14 protein-coding genes are annotated in these 17,460 nt (G+C 42.4%); 8 read left to right on the top strand and 6 right to left on the bottom strand.

Annotated features, from left to right (window positions below):
* Nucleotides 1-185: 185 nt before the first annotated feature.
* Together ACSX1H_RS15740 and ACSX1H_RS15735 are read left to right on the top strand one after the other, a co-directional pair.
* Nucleotides 186-3,038 (top strand): PD-(D/E)XK nuclease family protein, encoded by a 2,853-nt coding sequence (locus ACSX1H_RS15740; protein WP_439185187.1) that lies wholly within the window; start codon nucleotides 186-188, stop codon nucleotides 3,036-3,038.
* A 9-nt stretch (nucleotides 3,039-3,047) separates the two neighbouring features.
* Nucleotides 3,048-3,650: a WG repeat-containing protein gene (locus ACSX1H_RS15735; RefSeq protein ID WP_439185186.1), complete on the top strand. Its 603-nt coding sequence runs from the start codon at nucleotides 3,048-3,050 to the stop codon at nucleotides 3,648-3,650.
* A 1,077-nt stretch (nucleotides 3,651-4,727) separates the two neighbouring features.
* Here the strand turns inward: ACSX1H_RS15735 and trmD are convergent.
* Nucleotides 4,728-5,459 (bottom strand): tRNA (guanosine(37)-N1)-methyltransferase TrmD, encoded by a 732-nt coding sequence (trmD, locus tag ACSX1H_RS15730; protein WP_439185185.1) that lies wholly within the window; start codon nucleotides 5,457-5,459, stop codon nucleotides 4,728-4,730.
* 177 nt (nucleotides 5,460-5,636) lie between these two features.
* Between trmD and ACSX1H_RS15725 the strand changes: the two genes are divergently transcribed.
* From ACSX1H_RS15725 to ACSX1H_RS15705, 5 genes are all read left to right on the top strand, one after another.
* Nucleotides 5,637-6,245 carry a nuclear transport factor 2 family protein gene (locus tag ACSX1H_RS15725; RefSeq protein ID WP_439185184.1) on the top strand — a complete coding sequence of 203 codons (609 nt, stop codon included), beginning with the start codon at nucleotides 5,637-5,639 and terminating at the stop codon, nucleotides 6,243-6,245.
* A gap of 5 nt (nucleotides 6,246-6,250) precedes the next feature.
* Nucleotides 6,251-6,715, top strand: a complete 465-nt coding sequence (locus ACSX1H_RS15720) for a nuclear transport factor 2 family protein (protein ID WP_439185183.1) — start codon at nucleotides 6,251-6,253, stop codon at nucleotides 6,713-6,715.
* A gap of 344 nt (nucleotides 6,716-7,059) precedes the next feature.
* Nucleotides 7,060-8,970: a DUF349 domain-containing protein gene (locus ACSX1H_RS15715; protein ID WP_439185182.1), complete on the top strand. Its 1,911-nt coding sequence runs from the start codon at nucleotides 7,060-7,062 to the stop codon at nucleotides 8,968-8,970.
* Between the two features lie 216 nt (nucleotides 8,971-9,186).
* On the top strand, nucleotides 9,187-12,117 hold the full coding sequence (locus ACSX1H_RS15710) for a DEAD/DEAH box helicase (RefSeq protein WP_439185181.1): 2,931 nt from the start codon (nucleotides 9,187-9,189) through the stop codon (nucleotides 12,115-12,117).
* A 92-nt stretch (nucleotides 12,118-12,209) separates the two neighbouring features.
* Nucleotides 12,210-12,899 (top strand): head GIN domain-containing protein, encoded by a 690-nt coding sequence (locus ACSX1H_RS15705; protein ID WP_439185180.1) that lies wholly within the window; start codon nucleotides 12,210-12,212, stop codon nucleotides 12,897-12,899.
* Nucleotides 12,900-12,941: 42 nt separating this feature from the next.
* Here ACSX1H_RS15705 and ACSX1H_RS15700 read toward each other — a convergent pair whose 3' ends face one another.
* Nucleotides 12,942-13,532 (bottom strand): flavin reductase family protein, encoded by a 591-nt coding sequence (locus tag ACSX1H_RS15700; protein WP_439185179.1) that lies wholly within the window; start codon nucleotides 13,530-13,532, stop codon nucleotides 12,942-12,944.
* A gap of 132 nt (nucleotides 13,533-13,664) precedes the next feature.
* Here ACSX1H_RS15700 and ACSX1H_RS15695 point away from each other — a divergent pair, with 132 nt between their 5' ends.
* On the top strand, nucleotides 13,665-14,231 hold the full coding sequence (locus tag ACSX1H_RS15695; RefSeq protein ID WP_439185178.1) for a hypothetical protein: 567 nt from the start codon (nucleotides 13,665-13,667) through the stop codon (nucleotides 14,229-14,231).
* Between the two features lie 93 nt (nucleotides 14,232-14,324).
* Here ACSX1H_RS15695 and pyrI read toward each other — a convergent pair whose 3' ends face one another.
* From pyrI to ybaK, 4 genes are all read right to left on the bottom strand, one after another.
* On the bottom strand, nucleotides 14,325-14,780 hold the full coding sequence (gene pyrI / locus ACSX1H_RS15690) for an aspartate carbamoyltransferase regulatory subunit (RefSeq protein WP_439185177.1): 456 nt from the start codon (nucleotides 14,778-14,780) through the stop codon (nucleotides 14,325-14,327).
* Between the two features lie 24 nt (nucleotides 14,781-14,804).
* Entirely contained in the window at nucleotides 14,805-15,713 is a 909-nt protein-coding gene (gene pyrB / locus ACSX1H_RS15685) for an aspartate carbamoyltransferase (protein ID WP_439185176.1), read from the bottom strand.
* Between the two features lie 387 nt (nucleotides 15,714-16,100).
* Entirely contained in the window at nucleotides 16,101-16,691 is a 591-nt protein-coding gene (gene msrA, locus ACSX1H_RS15680) for a peptide-methionine (S)-S-oxide reductase MsrA (protein WP_439185175.1), read from the bottom strand.
* A gap of 122 nt (nucleotides 16,692-16,813) precedes the next feature.
* On the bottom strand, nucleotides 16,814-17,299 hold the full coding sequence (ybaK, locus tag ACSX1H_RS15675) for a Cys-tRNA(Pro) deacylase (RefSeq protein WP_439185174.1): 486 nt from the start codon (nucleotides 17,297-17,299) through the stop codon (nucleotides 16,814-16,816).
* Between the last annotated feature and the right edge of the window lie 161 nt (nucleotides 17,300-17,460).

Genomic DNA, 17,460 nt, shown 5'->3' with positions numbered 1-17,460 from the left:
TTCCTCTTTTAACAACTAAATGACATTAAAGTTAAAATATTTTTAGCCTTTAAAAGCTATTATAAAACACCTTTTTATCTGCTATTTTTATTTGGTTGTTTATTTAAAAAGGCTATGGACTGCGGCTCAAATTGACGAGGCAAACCAAAAAAACATAGTACATTTGTTAATCAAAATTCGACCTTATGACATCCGGATTCCTTAACGCCATAGCCTCCTATTATCACCAGAACGCCAAAGCAGATTTAGCAGACTACTGCTTTGTATTCCCCAGTCAGCGGGCGGGTATCTTTTTTACCAACCACCTGAGGCAACTGGTGGACGGCCCTTCCTGGGCACCTCAAATACTTACTGTGAATGATTTTTTCGCCTCATTGTCGAAGTTGATTCCGGCCGATAACATCACCTTGCTGTTTACCCTTCATCAGGTTTACAATTCGGTGACCAAAAAGGACCTTAGCTTCGATGAATTTCTGCCCTGGGGCGAACTGTTTTTGGGTGATTTTGACGATATAGATAAATACCTGGTAGAGGTTGATCAACTGTTTTCCAACCTGATTGCCTTTAAAGAGCTGGATGACGATTACAGCCACCTGAATGAGAAACAGCTGGAAGCCATTAAAACATTCTGGGGTACTTTTAAAGCAGAACAACTGTCATCGCACCAAAACCATTTTCTGGAAAACTGGGAACACATCCCACACATCTATAAGGCTTTTATTAAGCAGCTGCAAGGCCATTCGCTGGCCTACGAAGGCATGATTTACCGCGAAGTAACCGAAAAAATAATTAACAACAGCCTGCCGGAAATTAAGTGGAAGAAAGTGATTTTTGTGGGGCTGAATGCGTTAACGCCGGCGGAGCGAAAACTAATGGATAATCTGCGAAAGCGACAGCTGGCCGATTTTTTCTGGGACTATTCACCATGGATGGAAAATACGGAAAACGATGTGTTTCAAAGCCGTGGACCCGGTTTGTTTCTGAATGAAAACCGTTTGCGCTACCCCGCTCCTAAAGATTTTATTTTACCGCTCAATGAAGCGGGCCCGGAAGTAAGCATCACAGCAGTGGCTAATCCGACCGAACAGCTAAAATCAGTGCACACCTTTTTGACCAAAGAATATGAAAGTGACCTGAAAACAGCGGTTGTTTTGGCCGACGAAACCATGCTGATGCCAACCTTGCATGGGATACCAGGTAATGTGGACCGGGTGAACATAACAATGGGCTACCCTTTGAACAACACACCGGTATTCGGACTGGTTAACCTGCTGTTTGACTTACAGCGCAATGCGCGAAGCAGCAAAGAGGGCACCTGGTTGTACCACCGTCATGTGTTACCCATTTTACAGCATCAGTACATTTCATTGCTGGCCGAAGAAGATTGCCGGGCACTGCACAAAAAGCTGGTAAAGGGAAACTATATTTTTGTTAAAGCCAATGAGCTGCACAGCAACGATCTGTTTAAACTGTTGTTTGCAAAAGTGACCAATGGCACTGATTTGGCCGCTTACCTGGTTAGTATTCTCTCAAAAATATATGAGCTGCTGCAACCACAGGAAGATAAACTACTGGAACAGGAGTTTGTATTCGCACTGCACAAAAGCATTGTGCGCCTGCAGGATTTACTGGAGCAGAATCAGCAACACGAACTGCTGCCCGAAACCTGGATTAAGCTGTTTAAAAAGCTGGCCGATTTTCAAACGGTTCCATTTAAAGGGGAGCCCCTGGCCGGCTTGCAGGTAATGGGAATATTGGAAACACGCGCCCTCGATTTTGACAAACTAATTATACTCGATTTGAACGAAGGGGTATTTCCGCGCACATCAGCCCCCAACACCTTTATCCCGGCCACTTTGCGGGCAGGTTTTGAGCTGCCAACCATTGAGTTTCAGGACGCCATCTTCTCCTACTATTTTTTCCGCCTGATCCACCGGGCCAAAAAAGTAGAACTGCTCTACTCCACCGGTGCCCAGGGCATGAAAGCCAACGAAATGAGCCGTTACCTGTATCAGCTCAAATACGAGTTTAATGCACAGGTAAACAGCCATACAACATCCGACAGCGTGTCTTTGCTTGGGGCCCCGCAGCCCATAGCTCAAAAAACACCAGCTGTTCTTAGCGAGCTAAATAAATACAAAGCCGGTAATCAGCGTTTTCTTTCGCCCAGTGCCCTTTCTGTTTACATCGAGTGCTCCATGCGCTTTTACTATCAAAAAGTTGCAAATATCAGCGAGCCACAGGAAATAACTGAAGAGGCCGATGCACGCATTTTTGGTTTAATTTTTCACGATGTGGTAGAAAACCTGTATAAACCCCTGGAAGGCCAAGAAGTGGACGCAGCCACTATTGAGGGCTGGATAAAAAATAAAAAACGCATTGACGAGCTGATACGCAATGGCTTTAACGAGCACCTGAGCGATTATGAAAAAGGGAAAAACGCCTTTACCGAAATACACGGTAAAAATGTGATGGTGTTTGAAGTAATACGACGCTATCTGCTGCAGTTCCTTAAACTCGAAAAAGAAAGAGCGCCCTTTACCATTGTTGAACTGGAACGCAAAGTGGAGCACAGCTACAACAGCAACGGGCTGCATTTGAACATTGGTGGTTACATCGATCGCCTCGAAAGCAAAGATGGCCTGCTGCGCGTGATGGACTACAAAACCGGTACTGGCGATGCCACCATTAACTCTGTTGAAGACCTGTTCAACACCGATAAGCATAAAAAAATTAAGGCCACCTTTCAAACCCTGCTCTATTCACTCATATTGGATGAAACAGCCAACCAGCCAGTTCCGCTTCAGCCTGGTGTAATTTGGGTAAGAGATGTGTTTAAATCGGATTACAATACGCAATTGTTTATCAAAGATGGCAAAAGTAAAAGCCCCATACTGTTGCAAAGCGTACAAAATGAATTTAAAGCCGGGCTTGACAACTTGCTGGCCGATCTTTACAACCCGGATATTCCCTTTCAGCCGGTGGAAGACATCACCAAATGCCGCTTTTGCCCCTATAAATCGTTGTGTAACCGATAAGTAGATAAAGTGAGGATCAGTCGAACCATTCTACTAGTCATCAGTCAAATAGTTTTACTGGCTTGTGCACAAACGCACAGCACAAAAACAACCAGCGGTAACTATTTTGACAAAAGTAAGCAAGACACCCTTATACAGGGTGTTTTAATAGCGGTTACAAATGAAGAGTACCTTCAATATGGTGCTCCGGTGGCTTATATCAATGAACGTTGCGACACTGTTATTCCCTTTGGAAAATATGCCTATTTAGGAACAGACACCCTTAAGCACTTCGCTTGTGTTATCGATTACTCAAACGATGGCTCATACGGAAAGTGGCTTGCCATCGACAGCGAGCAAAATACGCTTTTCGACATCGTTAGTTTTGACAATGGGCCAGATTATTTTCAGGAAGGTCTGGTTCGGGTTAAACGAAATGGCAAAATGGGTTATGCCAACCAATACGGACAAGTAATCATCCCTTGCAGGTATGACTTTGCCTGGTGGTTTGAAAACGGCCTGGCAAAAGTAACCCTGGACGCTGAGGTGGTTAAAAACAAATACGATGAGCACTCGCGAGTGGAAGCTGACGAATGGTTCTATATTGATAAGCATGGAAACAGATTAGACTAACACCTCCCTCGCGACCAAACAAAACAAGGTTGGCACAGGCAATCTCTCTTCTCGCTAAGCGAAGTTTGTAGCTTCGCTTTATCTGCAATGTAGTCTGTTATTACCTAACGGTTAACTGTTAAAAGCAAAGCCTATACCACGAAGTGGAACACTACGCAGAGCGTGGGGCCTATCGCTTGGTTTTCATCCACCATCAGCAACGCAATTCGAATACCTACATACCAAGTGAGAAAGTTAAATCCACAAGCATCACCTGAAAATAATTAATTCGCTGTTAATAATTTTCCAGATTATGGATATCTTTTATGATTAAATAATTACTATTAAACAACGATTTTTCACATATAAACACCCGTAAAACACACATCTCATTATAAATATTTATCTAAATATCAATAGCTTGCAATGTTTTTAATTAAAGAGTTGATAAAAATTTCATTATGGAAAACTTTCTGGAAGCTAATAAGCGCATAGACACTTGATTATCTGGCCATAAACAAATAATTATGGACAACTTTTGTTAAGTGTTAATAACTAATATTTGCTCCAACTTACAACTATAAGTACCTTTGTTTGACAACAAAAGCCACTGAAATATCAGCAGCTTTCTCAATTTTTTACTAATTTAAAGATAATCGTTTATGAAGATTATTAATTTAACTATCGAGCATCCCGACAGGTCGAGGCTCATTGATTACTTGCTTGCCCTTGTGATGATAGCTTTGCAAGCAATATCAATTTTCTTCATTTAATTTTTAAGCGCCGGACCCCCATCCGGCGTTTTTTTATTTTGATAAAAATACGACCGAAATTGTCAAATGCAAATTTTTACCTGTCTAAAATAATTCTAAATAAACAAGCAATTTAATGAAGCATCACCCCGTTTCAGCACGAATCCCTTTGCGTGGTAATGTTTTATTACGTCCATCCACGCTAAGCGAAGTTTGTAACTTCGCTTTATCTGCCATGTAGTCTGTTACTACCTAACGGTTAACTGTTAAAAGCAAAGCTTATACGACGAAGTGGAACACTACGCCGAGCGTGGGGCCGCTTTATTCAAAAGGAACGAATCTAACGCTACTCCTCCAACAAATCAGGACGTATCTGCTTCGTGCGTTCATAGGCTTGTTGCTCGCGCCATTCATCAATCTTGGCCTGGTTACCGCTTAGCAGCACTTCCGGCACCTTCCAGCCATTGTAATCAGCCGGGCGGGTGTATACAGGAGGCGATAGTAGCCCATCCTGAAAACTGTCAGTCAAAGCTGATGTTTCGTCCGACATCACGCCCGGTATGAGGCGAATAATGGCATCACTCACCACAGCAGCAGCCAGCTCACCGCCAGTCAGCACATAATCGCCAATGGATAGTTCCATGGTCACATAGTGATCGCGTATGCGCTGATCGACTCCCTTATAATGGCCACATAAAATCATGATGTTTCCACATAGCGACAAGGTATTGGCAATGCGTTGTTCAAAACGCTGACCGTCGGGTGTCATGTAAATAACATGCTCATACGCTCTTTCAGCTTTCAGTTTATCAATCAGATCGGCGATGGGCTGAATGGTCATCACCATGCCGGCGCCTCCCCCAAAAGCATAATCATCCACTTTTTTATGCTTATCCATGGTATAATCGCGGATATCATGAAAATGCATCTCTACCAAGCCCTTGTCAACGGCACGTTTCATAATTGATTGGGTCAATGGCCCTTCAAACATCTCCGGGAAAAGTGTCAATATATCTATGCGCATGATGAATTCTGATTTTTCGCAAAGATAGAAATAAGTAGGTAGTACACGGTGCATCGGGCCCAACTTTAAACACCTGAACAAGCAAAAGCGTTACTTAAGTGCTAATTAATGTGCACCTGTTAAATGCTCATTCGGCTATTTCTTACCATTTTATTGGCTGAATAATTTACATTCATTAACACATGTACTAAATTACAAGGAACTAACTATTTACCTGTTATAGTAAAAATAGTGTGTATTAAATCAATTAATCAAACCATTAAAGAGGTTATATCCATGAGAAAGTTTATCCATGCATTCAAGATGCTCACCGGCAGCATCATTATTCTGGCAGCTCAGAGCTGCTCAAACGACAGTTCACCGCCGCTCCACCAGCAGCGTCTCGAAATTGGACGCGCCTTGCTCGAAGTGCAGGCACCCAATGTCGATGAAGTTCTGCCCTACTACACTGACGACATCGAGTACCACGACCCCATTGTTGATATCGAAGGAATTGAAAACATGACGGCCTTCCTCAACCAGCTAATCATAGAAGCCTCGCCCAACCTGGTTACTACTATTGAGGACGAAACCCTCATTGGCGACATCTATTCAGCAACATGGATTATGAGCAGGGATTTTCTGGATGTACCCTATCAGGCCAAGGGCATCTCTATTTTAAGTTTCGCCCCAATTCTACACAAGTGTACTATCAGCGCGACTACTATTCAGAAGGCGATATTATGGCCACCATCCCCGGCTTGGATGAAGCTATCGCAGGTTTCAGAACCTACTACAGGTGTGCCGTCGATCCCACCTTTGACTGCCCGTTCCCCTCTGAATCCCAAAACTCAGAGATAACACAAATGCAGCTGAAAAATGAACTAGCTACCAGCCAGTTGCAGGTTGGTCGCCAGCTGGTTGAAATAAATGCCGAAAACTGGTCTGACGTGCTTCCATATCTGACGGATAACTATGAATACCACGACCCTATTGTTGACATAAATGGCCCCGAAACCATGGCTCAATTTCTGGCGCGTCTGTTTACCGGATCTTCCAACTTGTATACCATTGTTGAGGATGAAACCATAGTAGATGACATTTATATGGCCACCTGGACCATGAGTGGAGAGTTTAACGGCGCTCCTTTTAGTGCTCCGGGCATGTCTATTGTTAAGTTTGTTGAAGGTACCACGCAAACCTATTACTCCAGAGATTATTACACCGAAGGAGATGTTATGCTGGGAGTGCCTGAACTAACTGATGCGGTACTCGGTTTCCGCCACTACTATCGCAGTGCGGTTGACCCGACTTACGTTAGTCCGGAATAGATAAATAGTGAACACCACTTACAATTTAATACCTCAATAGCCTGGAATAAACATTTCAGGCTATTTTTTTCAATTGTAAGACCTATCAGGTGGAAGAGATACTGTATCAAACCGTTTACTCCATGGGCCAGGCAAACGCAACAGCACGCCATTCGCTTACAATTACAGCGCTGATGTTTGAATATCTGAAGGTTCAATGAGGAAATCATTGTCAGCTTCTAATGACTTGCAAATGCGTCTTTTTAAGGCAAAAAATTTGCCTATTGCCCGATTTACAATATATTCGTAAAATAAATTGACACTAAGGAGCATACCTTAGGCCAGAATAAAGAACTCAAAAGCTTATGGAAGCACAAGACCTAAACAAACCGACCAACGATGGTGCAGGTTTGAATTCAGACAATCAAGCTGAAAATACGCCTGCAAGCAACACACCCGACAATGAGGTGCCTACTCCAACCAATGAAGATACTCCGGAAATAAACAAGCCTGCCGAAGCTACGCCGGCAAGTAATGATGATGAGTCCCCAAAACTGGAAGCAGTTGACCACATCATGCTGACCAAAGAGGAGTTGGTTAAACGCCTCAAGCAAGTGCTTAAAAATTTCCCGGTTGAACACATTAAAGAGGAAGTTGAAGCTATTAAATCAGCTTTCTACAAGAAACACTCTGCCGAAATTGAGGATCTTAAGCGTAAGTTTATTGAGTCTGGCGAGTTAGAAGAAAATTTCACGGCGCCTGACGACGAGCTCGAACTCAGCCTAAAAGACCTGCTGAAAGAATTTAAGGCGCGAAAAGCCGAGTTTAACAAACGCCTCGAAGAAGAAAAAGCCGATAACCTGCAAGCCAAACTTGATGTTATTGAAGGCATTAAGGAACTAATTAACGGACAGGAATCGCTGAATGAAACGTTTCAGCATTTCAGAGAGCTGCAGGAAAAATGGCGCAACATAGGCTCTATCCCTCAAAACCGTGTGCACGACTTGTGGGAAACCTACAACCATACCATCGAGAATTTTTACAGTTACATAAAAATAAATAAAGAGCTGCGCGACCTTGATCTAAAAAAGAATCGGGAAGCTAAAATCGATTTGTGCGAGAAGGCAGAGAAATTGCTGCTTGAGCCAACCATTGTAAAAGCCTTTAAAACCTTGCAGAAATACCACGAGCAATGGCGCGAAATAGGCCCTGTGCCGCGTGAGGAGAAAGAAGATATCTGGGCTCGTTTTAAGGAGGCAACCTCAAAAATTAACAAGCGTCATCAGGAGTATTTTGAGAGCTTAAAAGACCAGCTGCAGAAAAACCTGGAGGCCAAAACAGAATTGTGCGAAAAAGCCGAATCTCTGGCCACACTTGAGTTGCACACGCCCAAAGATTGGGAAAACAAAAGCAAGGAGCTTATTGAGCTTCAAACCATCTGGAAAACGATAGGTTTTGCTCCCAAAAAAGACAACAACCGCATTTATGATCGCTTTCGCTCAGCGTGCGATTCTTTCTTTAACAACAAAAGACAGTTCTTTAAATCCTATAAATCGGAACAAAGCGAAAACCTGCAGCTGAAAACTGAGCTCTGCATTCAGGCCGAGAGCATGAAAGACAGTACCGATTGGAAGCGGACAACCGAAGATTTTATACGTATTCAGAAAGACTGGAAGAAGATTGGCCCTGTTCCACGTAAGCAATCAGATGCCATTTGGAAGCGTTTTCGCAGTGCCTGTGATGCCTTTTTTGAGAATAAAAAAGCGTTCTTTAGTCAGAAAGATGAGTCGCAGGAAGAAAACCTGAAGTTAAAAGAGGCCTTAATTGAGGAAGTGAAAATTTTTGAACCAAGCGATAATGCGGAAGACAATTTCCAGAGACTGCAGGACTATCAGCACCGCTGGAACGCAATAGGCCATGTACCAATTAAGGACAAAGACCGTGTTAATCAGGAATTCAGAAATCACATCAATCAATATTTCGACAGCCTGAACCTCAATGAGTTTGAGAAAAATGTTGAGAAATTCCGTAATAAAATAGAAAACTATAAATCGGAGCGTGCCGATGACCGCCTGACCCAGGAGCGCAATAAGATCATCAACAAACTAAAGCAGTTGGAAAATGATATTACCGTTTGGGAAAACAACATTGGTTTCTTTGCTAAATCGAAAAAATCAGATGCCTTGGTGCGCGACTTCCAGCACAAGATTGAAACCGGCAGACGCAACATCAAGCTTTTGAATAAAAAATTAGACATGCTTGAAGATATGGACTAAATCAAGATTGTAATCTTCTTGTTCTAAAGGCCGGCTTTTTGTCGGCCTTTTTATTGCTCCTCTTTTTCATTGCATCCAATATGCCGGTAACAAAAACCTGATCCCTGAAGCATTGTTTTATCGGGATCTGCCAATGGCCTTTTTAATAATCATACTATCTTTGTTGGTTCTATAATTGAATAAAGAAGCCGGAATTAAACAATCGCTTAAAAAGTAATGGAGCAATTTGTAACTGTTATATCTGAAAAACGCAGCATTGGTTTTACCCTTATCCCCTTTTATGCCCAACAAAATGACAGCGGGGCCTTGCAATTAATTGAGCAGGCTACGTTTGAGCATATCGATGAGCAGCGGTTTGATTTTTCATCAGCTCAAAAAGAAGTAGTGAAGCTGCTGGTCAGCATTAATGAGCAGAACTTGTTCAAGCGCTTCTCCAAACAAAAAAATCTGAAGCTGTTTTTTGATAAGCTGGAAGAACAGTTCACAACAGACCACATCCGACCGGTAATGGATGATAAAATTACCAAAGCTCTGGAGGTGATTGCCCTGGCCGATATTCCCGTTTATTTTAAAGATCCGAACTACAGCTCCATCTATTCGTCAGACAGAATAAAAGTAAGAGCCTTGCACGATCAGCCCTTGTTTGATTTCAATCTTGAGCCAACCGGCCTCAAGTACACCCTGAAAATAAGGACTGAAAATGGAGAGATGGGGCTCACCAACCGCGAAGTGCTGGAACTAACTGCCTCGCCTTGTACTTTTTTGATCAACCACCAGCTGTTTCGCTTCCAAAACATCGATAGTAAAAAGTTTAAACCGTTCTTAAAGGTTAATCACCTTATTATTCAGCCGCGCAGCGTTGATGCCTACATGGCCTCTTTTGTTGAAAATTGTGTGCGCGACTTTCAAGTGCATGCCCAGGGTTTTTTTATCAATAATAAAGATGCCCAACTTCAGTCCATCCTCGTTTTAGAAAACGATTTGGCACAACAGCCTGTTTTCACCCTTAAATTTAAGTACGACGACAGGGAATACCTGGCAGGCACTAAATCAACTGTATTTGTCAATCACCGAAAGCTGAAAGGACACCATATATTTGACCGGTTCAAGCGCAAAACAGAAGACGAACACAAAGCAGTAGACGTTCTGAAAGAGCTCGGTCTTAAAAACATCAGCGACTCCCAGTACCGTCCTGCGGCTGGTAAGAGCGCCACCACCGAGATGCACGCCATTATTGAATGGCTCAACACCAATGCCCAGGCCTTACTTAAAAACAACATTAAGGTTATTCAGCAAGGTTTTGATTACCACTATTATAGCGGACAGGTAAAACTGACCATGCAATACGTCGAAGACAATGATTGGTTTGATATAAAAGCGCTAATCATTATTGATGAGTTTAAAATTCCCTTTCAGCGCATCAGGCAACACATCGTGCGAGGGAAACGCGAATTTGTATTACCCAATAAGCAGGTATTTATCATACCCGAAGAGTGGTTTACCAAATACGCCGACCTCATGCATTTTGCCAAAGCCGATGGGGATCAGTTGAAGTTGGATAAGATGCATTACAAACTGCTCGATCAGGAACTGCTAAATGAAGTATCGCCACAATGGCAGAAACGCATGGCACAACTGCAGCAACGAAGCATCGACTACCAGTCGCCCGATGGCCTGCAGGCCACGCTACGCTCCTATCAGCTGGAAGGCTTCAAATGGATGAAAGTTTTGAATAACAACCGCTTTGGAGGCATACTGGCCGACGATATGGGATTGGGTAAAACCATTCAAACCATTGCTTTACTGCTCAATCAGTACGAAAGTAATGAAAGCAGTCCGTCGGAAGCACCTCAGCAGGACCAGTTAAGCATGTTTGATTCGGTGCAGGGCTTCAACACAAGCTCTATTCCGCCTAGCCTTATTGTAATGCCCACATCGTTGGTGCATAACTGGGCCAATGAAATAGTTAAGTTTGCCCCCAAGCTAAAAGTGTATCTGTATACAGGCAATAACAGAACTAAATCGAAGCAAATAGGCAAAATACTCAAACACTACCACATTGTTCTCACCACCTATGGCATTGCCCGCAACGATATTGAGTACCTGAAAGATTACAGGTTTCATTATACCATATTGGATGAGAGCCAGAACATAAAAAACCCGGGTTCGAAAATCTATCAGGCAGTGAGCGAAATTCAATCGGACTACAAATTGGTACTGACCGGTACACCCATTGAAAATGCGCTGGTTGATTTATGGGCTCAGATGAATTTTGTGAATAATGGATTGCTGGGGAATCTCAACTTCTTTAAAAACCATTATGCCGGCCCCATCGAAAAAAAGCAGGATGAGGCCAAAGAACAGAAGCTACGGGAACTGATTAACCCCTTTATTTTGCGACGTACAAAAGAAATGGTGGCCAAAGAGCTGCCACCTGTAACCGAGCAAACTCTGGTGTGTGACATGACCGAGGAACAGCAGAAATTTTATGAGCGGGAGAAATCGGGCATCCGCAACGAGCTGCTGAAAGCAATTGAACAAACCGGTGTCAATAAAAATGCCATACTGGCGCTACAGGCCTTAACCCGCCTGAGGCAAATCGCCAATCACCCCGCACTGGTTGACACGAATTATAAAGGCTCATCAGGTAAGTATGAGCAAATATTTGAGAAGCTTAAGAGCGTCATCAGCGAGCACCATAAGGTGTTGATCTTCTCATCGTTTGTTAAAGACCTCGAATTAATCGAAAATGACCTGAAGGCACAAAAGCTCAAATATGCCAAGCTAACCGGCGCTACCACCGACCGGCAAATGGCCATTAAAAGCTTTACAGAAAATGAAGATTGCCGCATTTTCCTTATATCACTCAAAGCAGGCGGTGTTGGACTTAACCTAATCGAAGCCGATTACGTGTTTGTGCTCAACCCCTGGTGGAATCCGGCAGCTGAGGCACAGGCCATTAATCGTGCCCACCGCATCGGACAAACAAAAAATGTATTTGTCTACAAATTTATTGCTGCCGACACCATTGAAGAGAAAATTGCCAAGCTACAGGAACGAAAAATGGAGCTGGCCGACACCTTTATAACTACCAATAACCCCCTAAAAGATATGACAGAAAACGAGCTTCGCGATTTATTTGCATAGTTTTTGTAAGAAACCCTAACATTGCGAACAAGGTTTCGTATTGAGTGGTTAAAAACAATGGAAAACAATCATAAATTTAATACATGCATCACATGAAACTAACTAGCACACTCTTATTATTATTGGCTTTTGTAAGTGGTTTAAGCGCCCAGGAACCCGACTATACACAAATCAGAAAACTGGGCTCTTTCGATAAGGTCAAAGCATCGAAAGGCATCAATGTTACGCTGATTGAAGGCGATAAGGAAGAGGTAGATGTGCATATCAAAAATGCTGAAGTATCCGATGTGATTACCAAACTAAAAAACCGTGAGCTGCAGATTAAAATGAAAACAAAAATTTATAAGGACATGGCAGTGCAGGTGTATGTTACTTATAAACAACTGAGAGAAATAGACGCGGGCTCCGGCGCTACAATTGATGCCGAAAACACAATTTATGCCGAGAGTTTAAGTTTGCGCGGAGGCACCGAATCAAACGTCACCCTGGATGTGGATGTAAATAATCTTGATGTGAATGGTTCCACCTCACGTATTGAGCTCACTGGCAAAACAAAATATCAGGAAGTTAGTATAGGTGCCGGTGGTTCCTACATTGGTTTTGATTTGGAGAGCGAAGAAGCTTATGTAAAAGCCACGCTTGGCAGTACCATGGAAGTAACAGCCACTAAAAAATTGAATGCCACCGCCGGTTCAGGTGGTGTTATTCACTACAAAGGCGACCCTGCAAAAGTTGAAATAAGCGAAAATACAGGTGGTAAAGTAAAGAAACAAACCAACTAAGAAAAACAAACCCCGGCACATCCCGGGGTTTTTACTTTGTACTTATTTCTTTTTTCGGTTTCGCTTTTTCTTTTTTTCCACCGCATGGCCAAACTTACCAATCTTCTTCCCCACCTCGAAATAATGCCCGTGTGAGTAGCAGATCGGCTTCGCCTTCTGCAAGCTAAAAGCGCCGGTTTTCTCATCAATGTATTGCTCATCTGCCTTTACATTAACCACCTCAGCGATAAACATATCGTGCGTTCCCAGTTCGGTTACATCCTTTACTTTGCACTCAATGTTTATGGGTGATTCTTCAATAATCGGAGCACTTACCACAGAGGCTTTGCCCGGCGTTAAATGCATCTCTTCAAACTTATTGTACTGCCTGCCCGAACGTACCCCACACCAATCGGTTGCATAAGCTAAATCTTTGGTGGTTAAGTTGATTACAAACTCGCCGGTTTCTTTCAGTATTTGATATGAATGACGCCCCTTCCGTACCGATATATAGCACATTGGAGGATCTGAACAGATAGTACCTGTCCAGGCAATAGTTATAATGTTATAGTTTTCGGGCGAATTTCCTACGGTTACCATCACAGCCGGTAAAGGGTAAATCATGTTGCCCGGCTTCCAGTCTTGCTTTGCCATGTTATCGTCTTTTACAACAAAGATACATCACCGTTAGGAATTGAACGATTGTTTGAAAAAAAAATCAAATGCGGTAAGTGTTTCCACTAAATATATTGTCATATTAAAAATTATTCAACCAACCCTTATCTAATGAAGAAACTACTGCTACTACTTTTCTGTTGCGCCTTTTTGCGCACCGAAGCACAAACAACCGAGCTCAGTCTTACTTATTCACCACTTTCTCTTTACCAGCTGGAAAAATTGGTAGATGGCTCTTTTGAAGGACAAAGCAAGTATTTTGTGCTCGGGGCCTTTAATATGGAGTACTCCAGCTACCTCAACAATTGGCTAAAACTAGGGATAAACCTGATGTACGACAAAACAGTGAGTGAAGGTAGTATTCCATTCTATTATTCGCCACTTTCGGTTAAGAACCCTGAATACCGCTCCACAAAATCGGCGTTTATTATAGCCCCGGTACTTGATTTTGAGTATCTGCGGCATCCTAAATTTAAACTTAGCAGCGGACTAAGTATTGGCTATGGCTACGAGCGCATCAGGAATGAAGGCGGACTGAACCAGTCGATGAATATCAACGGACTTACGTTTCAAATAAACCTGTTAGGCTTTAGATGGGGCCAACAACAGGGGCTAACCGGAAATATCGGATTTGGTTATAAAGGAGCAATCAATCTGGGGTATTTTATCCGCTTCTAGAAAACTACCAATTATCTGCAAACAAAAAACTCCCGCTGAAAAGCAGGAGTTATTGGCATCAGTCAAAATACATTGACTGATTTTTTCGGTATGTTAAAGCACTTCGAGGTGCGCTTCATTGGTAATCTTTTCACAATAGTGACACTTCAGGGCCAAAGGCTGTTTTTCAACCAATGAAAACTTGGTAGTCATGTTCTCATTATTGGTAACACACTTCGGGTTAAAGCACTTGGCAATACCCACAATGCTTTTGGGAATTTCTACCTGCTTCTTTTCAACCACTTTATAATCATCAATAATATTTAATTTGGCAAAAGGCGCAACCAGAGCAATCTTATTGATATCCTCATCAGCAAAAAATTTCTTTGCCACCTTAATAATGGCTTTGTGTCCTTGCTGCTTACTTTTCAGGTTGGTTCCAAATGTAATTTGATTCTCAATCTTATCCAGTCCAAGTATAGAAATTACTTTAAATAAATGAGTGGCTGGTATATGGTCTATTACGGTTCCGCTTTTTATAGCTCTAACGCTTAACTCTTTCTTTGTCATGATTCAATGTCTTTTAATCTACTATTACTTTAATCCTAAAATAGAAGCCATGATGGCCATACGTGCATACACACCGTTTTCTGCCTGCTCAAAATAGTAGGCTTTAGGGTTGGCATCCACATCGGTATGAATTTCATTCACACGTGGCAGAGGATGCAGAATACGCAGGTTGTCTTTGGTGTTATCTAACATTGAATTGCGCAACACATACACATTCTTCACTTTCTCGTAATCAATAGGGTCAGAAAAGCGCTCGCGCTGAACACGGGTCATGTAAAGAATATCAGCTGCTTCAATTATATCGGTAAATTCGAGGTGCTCGTAATACTTAATTCCTTTCGAATCAAGAAACAGCTTATACTCATCGGGCATTTTCAGTGCATCGGGTGCAATGAAGTTAAATGTTGGATTAAACTGCGACATGGCCATGAGCAAAGAGTGCACGGTGCGTCCATACTTCAAATCACCAACAAGAAAGATGTTCAGGTTCTCCAGTGTTCCCTGCGTTTTGTAAATGGAATACAAATCAAGTAAGGTTTGTGTTGGGTGCTGATTAGCTCCATCGCCTGCATTAATTACTGGCACATCCGACACTTCGGAAGCATAACGGGCCGAACCTTCCAGCGGATGACGCATCACAATTAAATCGCTGTAGTTACTAACCATTTTAATCGTGTCGTTTAGCGATTCGCCTTTCGATGTTGAAGACGATGAGGAATCGGTAAACCCGATGATACGACCACCCAATCGCTGAATAGCGGTTTCGAAACTAAGGCGTGTACGGGTTGATGGCTCAAAAAATAAGCTTGAAACCACCTTATCATCCATTAACTTCTGGTTGGGATTAGCTTCAAACTCGGCAGCCAGCTCAACAATGCGTAAGATTTCATCTTTAGAGAAATCGGTGATGGAAACTAAACTTTTATTCTTCATTTGCATATCTATTTACTGCGGACAAGTGCCCACTTTATTTGGTTGGATTTTATTTGCGTTATGAAATCTCCCAATAGCTTACCAAACAGCACAAAAAAAAGACCTGAATTAAAAATCAGGTCTTTTTTGATATATCTAAAAAAAATAAGTTGATCAGCGTTGAGAGAATTGAACGAGCAAAAGGAAAAACGAGTTATTAAACCATCATTTTCCGGATGATTATCTGACGTCAGGCGTCGAAGATATTGGTCAATCTGTTGTCTCATTCCGGAGTTCAAAGATAAGTAATTTTCATATTACAAAACAACCATTTTATGTAACAATTTTTAGATTCGTCTTTGCACCCTTTTTATTAAACACAATATACCAACTATTTACAAGTAAACATTATTTCAACTTTTCTTTAAACAGCTTCTTAAACTTCTCCATTTTTGGATTGATCACCGCATTGCAATATGGCTGTCGCGGGTTATTGGCAAAATAGTCCTGGTGGTAGTCTTCAGCTTTGTAAAATGTTTGAAATGCACTTAGCTCCGTAACTATCGGGTCGTCAAATATTTTTTCCCGCCCCAGCTCCTTAATCACCAACTCGGCTATTCGCTTTTGTTCATCTGTGTGATAAAAAATCACCGATCGGTATTGAGTCCCAACATCAGCGCCTTGCCTGTTGAGTGTTGTGGGGTTATGGGTGGCAAAAAACACCTCCAAAAGATCTGCAAACTGCAGCTGCTGAGGATCGTAAGTAATCTGCACCACTTCGGCATGCCCGGTAAGCCCCGTGCACACTTCCTTATAGGTTGGATTGGCCTGCTCGCCACCACTGTAGCCCGACTCCACCGTATCAACGCCTTTAAGCGCAGCAAAAATGGCCTCGGTGCACCAAAAACACCCGCCACCAAAAGTTGCCAGAGCCTTCTCCTGTCCTGTACTGTTTATACTTATCATTAGCGATATCGTTAAAATTATCAATTGTTTCATAAGCCTATGCATTTAAAAGCATAACAGCCCACGAATTGGAATGTTTAGCTCCCAATCTGTGATAAGAATAAACTCTAAAAACAGGACTACAAGGCTCGGCTGTGCTAATAAGCAATGGCCACCTATGCCTCTTTCACCAGGTGGGCCGGCTGCCCATTTACAACCCTGAGTAAATCAGCAATATCCAGTTCGATAATATGCCCTTTTTTACCCCCACTCACAATTACTTTGTTCTGCTCACTTGAACTTTGTTCCAAAAAGGTCGGAAATAATTTTTTCATTCCCAGGGGTGAGCAGCCGCCTTTGAGGTAACCGGTATATTTTTGCAGGTCTTTATGCGGCAGCATCTCAATCTTTTTCTCACCGGTTGCCAGGGCTGCTTTTTTTAAATCCAGCTCCCGGGTGATGGGAATAATAAACACATACAATTCATTTTTCGCACTCTTTGCCACCAGCGTTTTATGCACCAGCTTAACATCACGTTGATTCATCCGGGCCACTAATGTGCCATCGGTATTTTCCTCGTTACCATAATAATGAAATGCTTCGTAGCTAACCTTATTGGCATCCAGCAGCCGCATCGCATTGGTTTTAACCTGTTTTCCCATAGTACAGTGCTTTGGAATGCAAAATAAGCGCATTTAATTGAAAATACCTGCTCTAAAAGAACAGACCTGTGCACTATCAAATATGCTTAATTTCATTTTCTTCTTGGTAAGAAAACGAAACAAAAGAATCAAGTCAGACAAACTATCCCTTCCCGCTCCTT

This window comes from Carboxylicivirga taeanensis, assembly GCF_051851475.1.
In the GTDB taxonomy this organism is placed as follows: Bacteria; Bacteroidota; Bacteroidia; order Bacteroidales; family Marinilabiliaceae; genus Carboxylicivirga; species Carboxylicivirga taeanensis.
The sequence above is the reverse complement of the archived record's forward strand: the minus strand, read 5'-3'. Positions and strand labels throughout refer to the sequence as shown.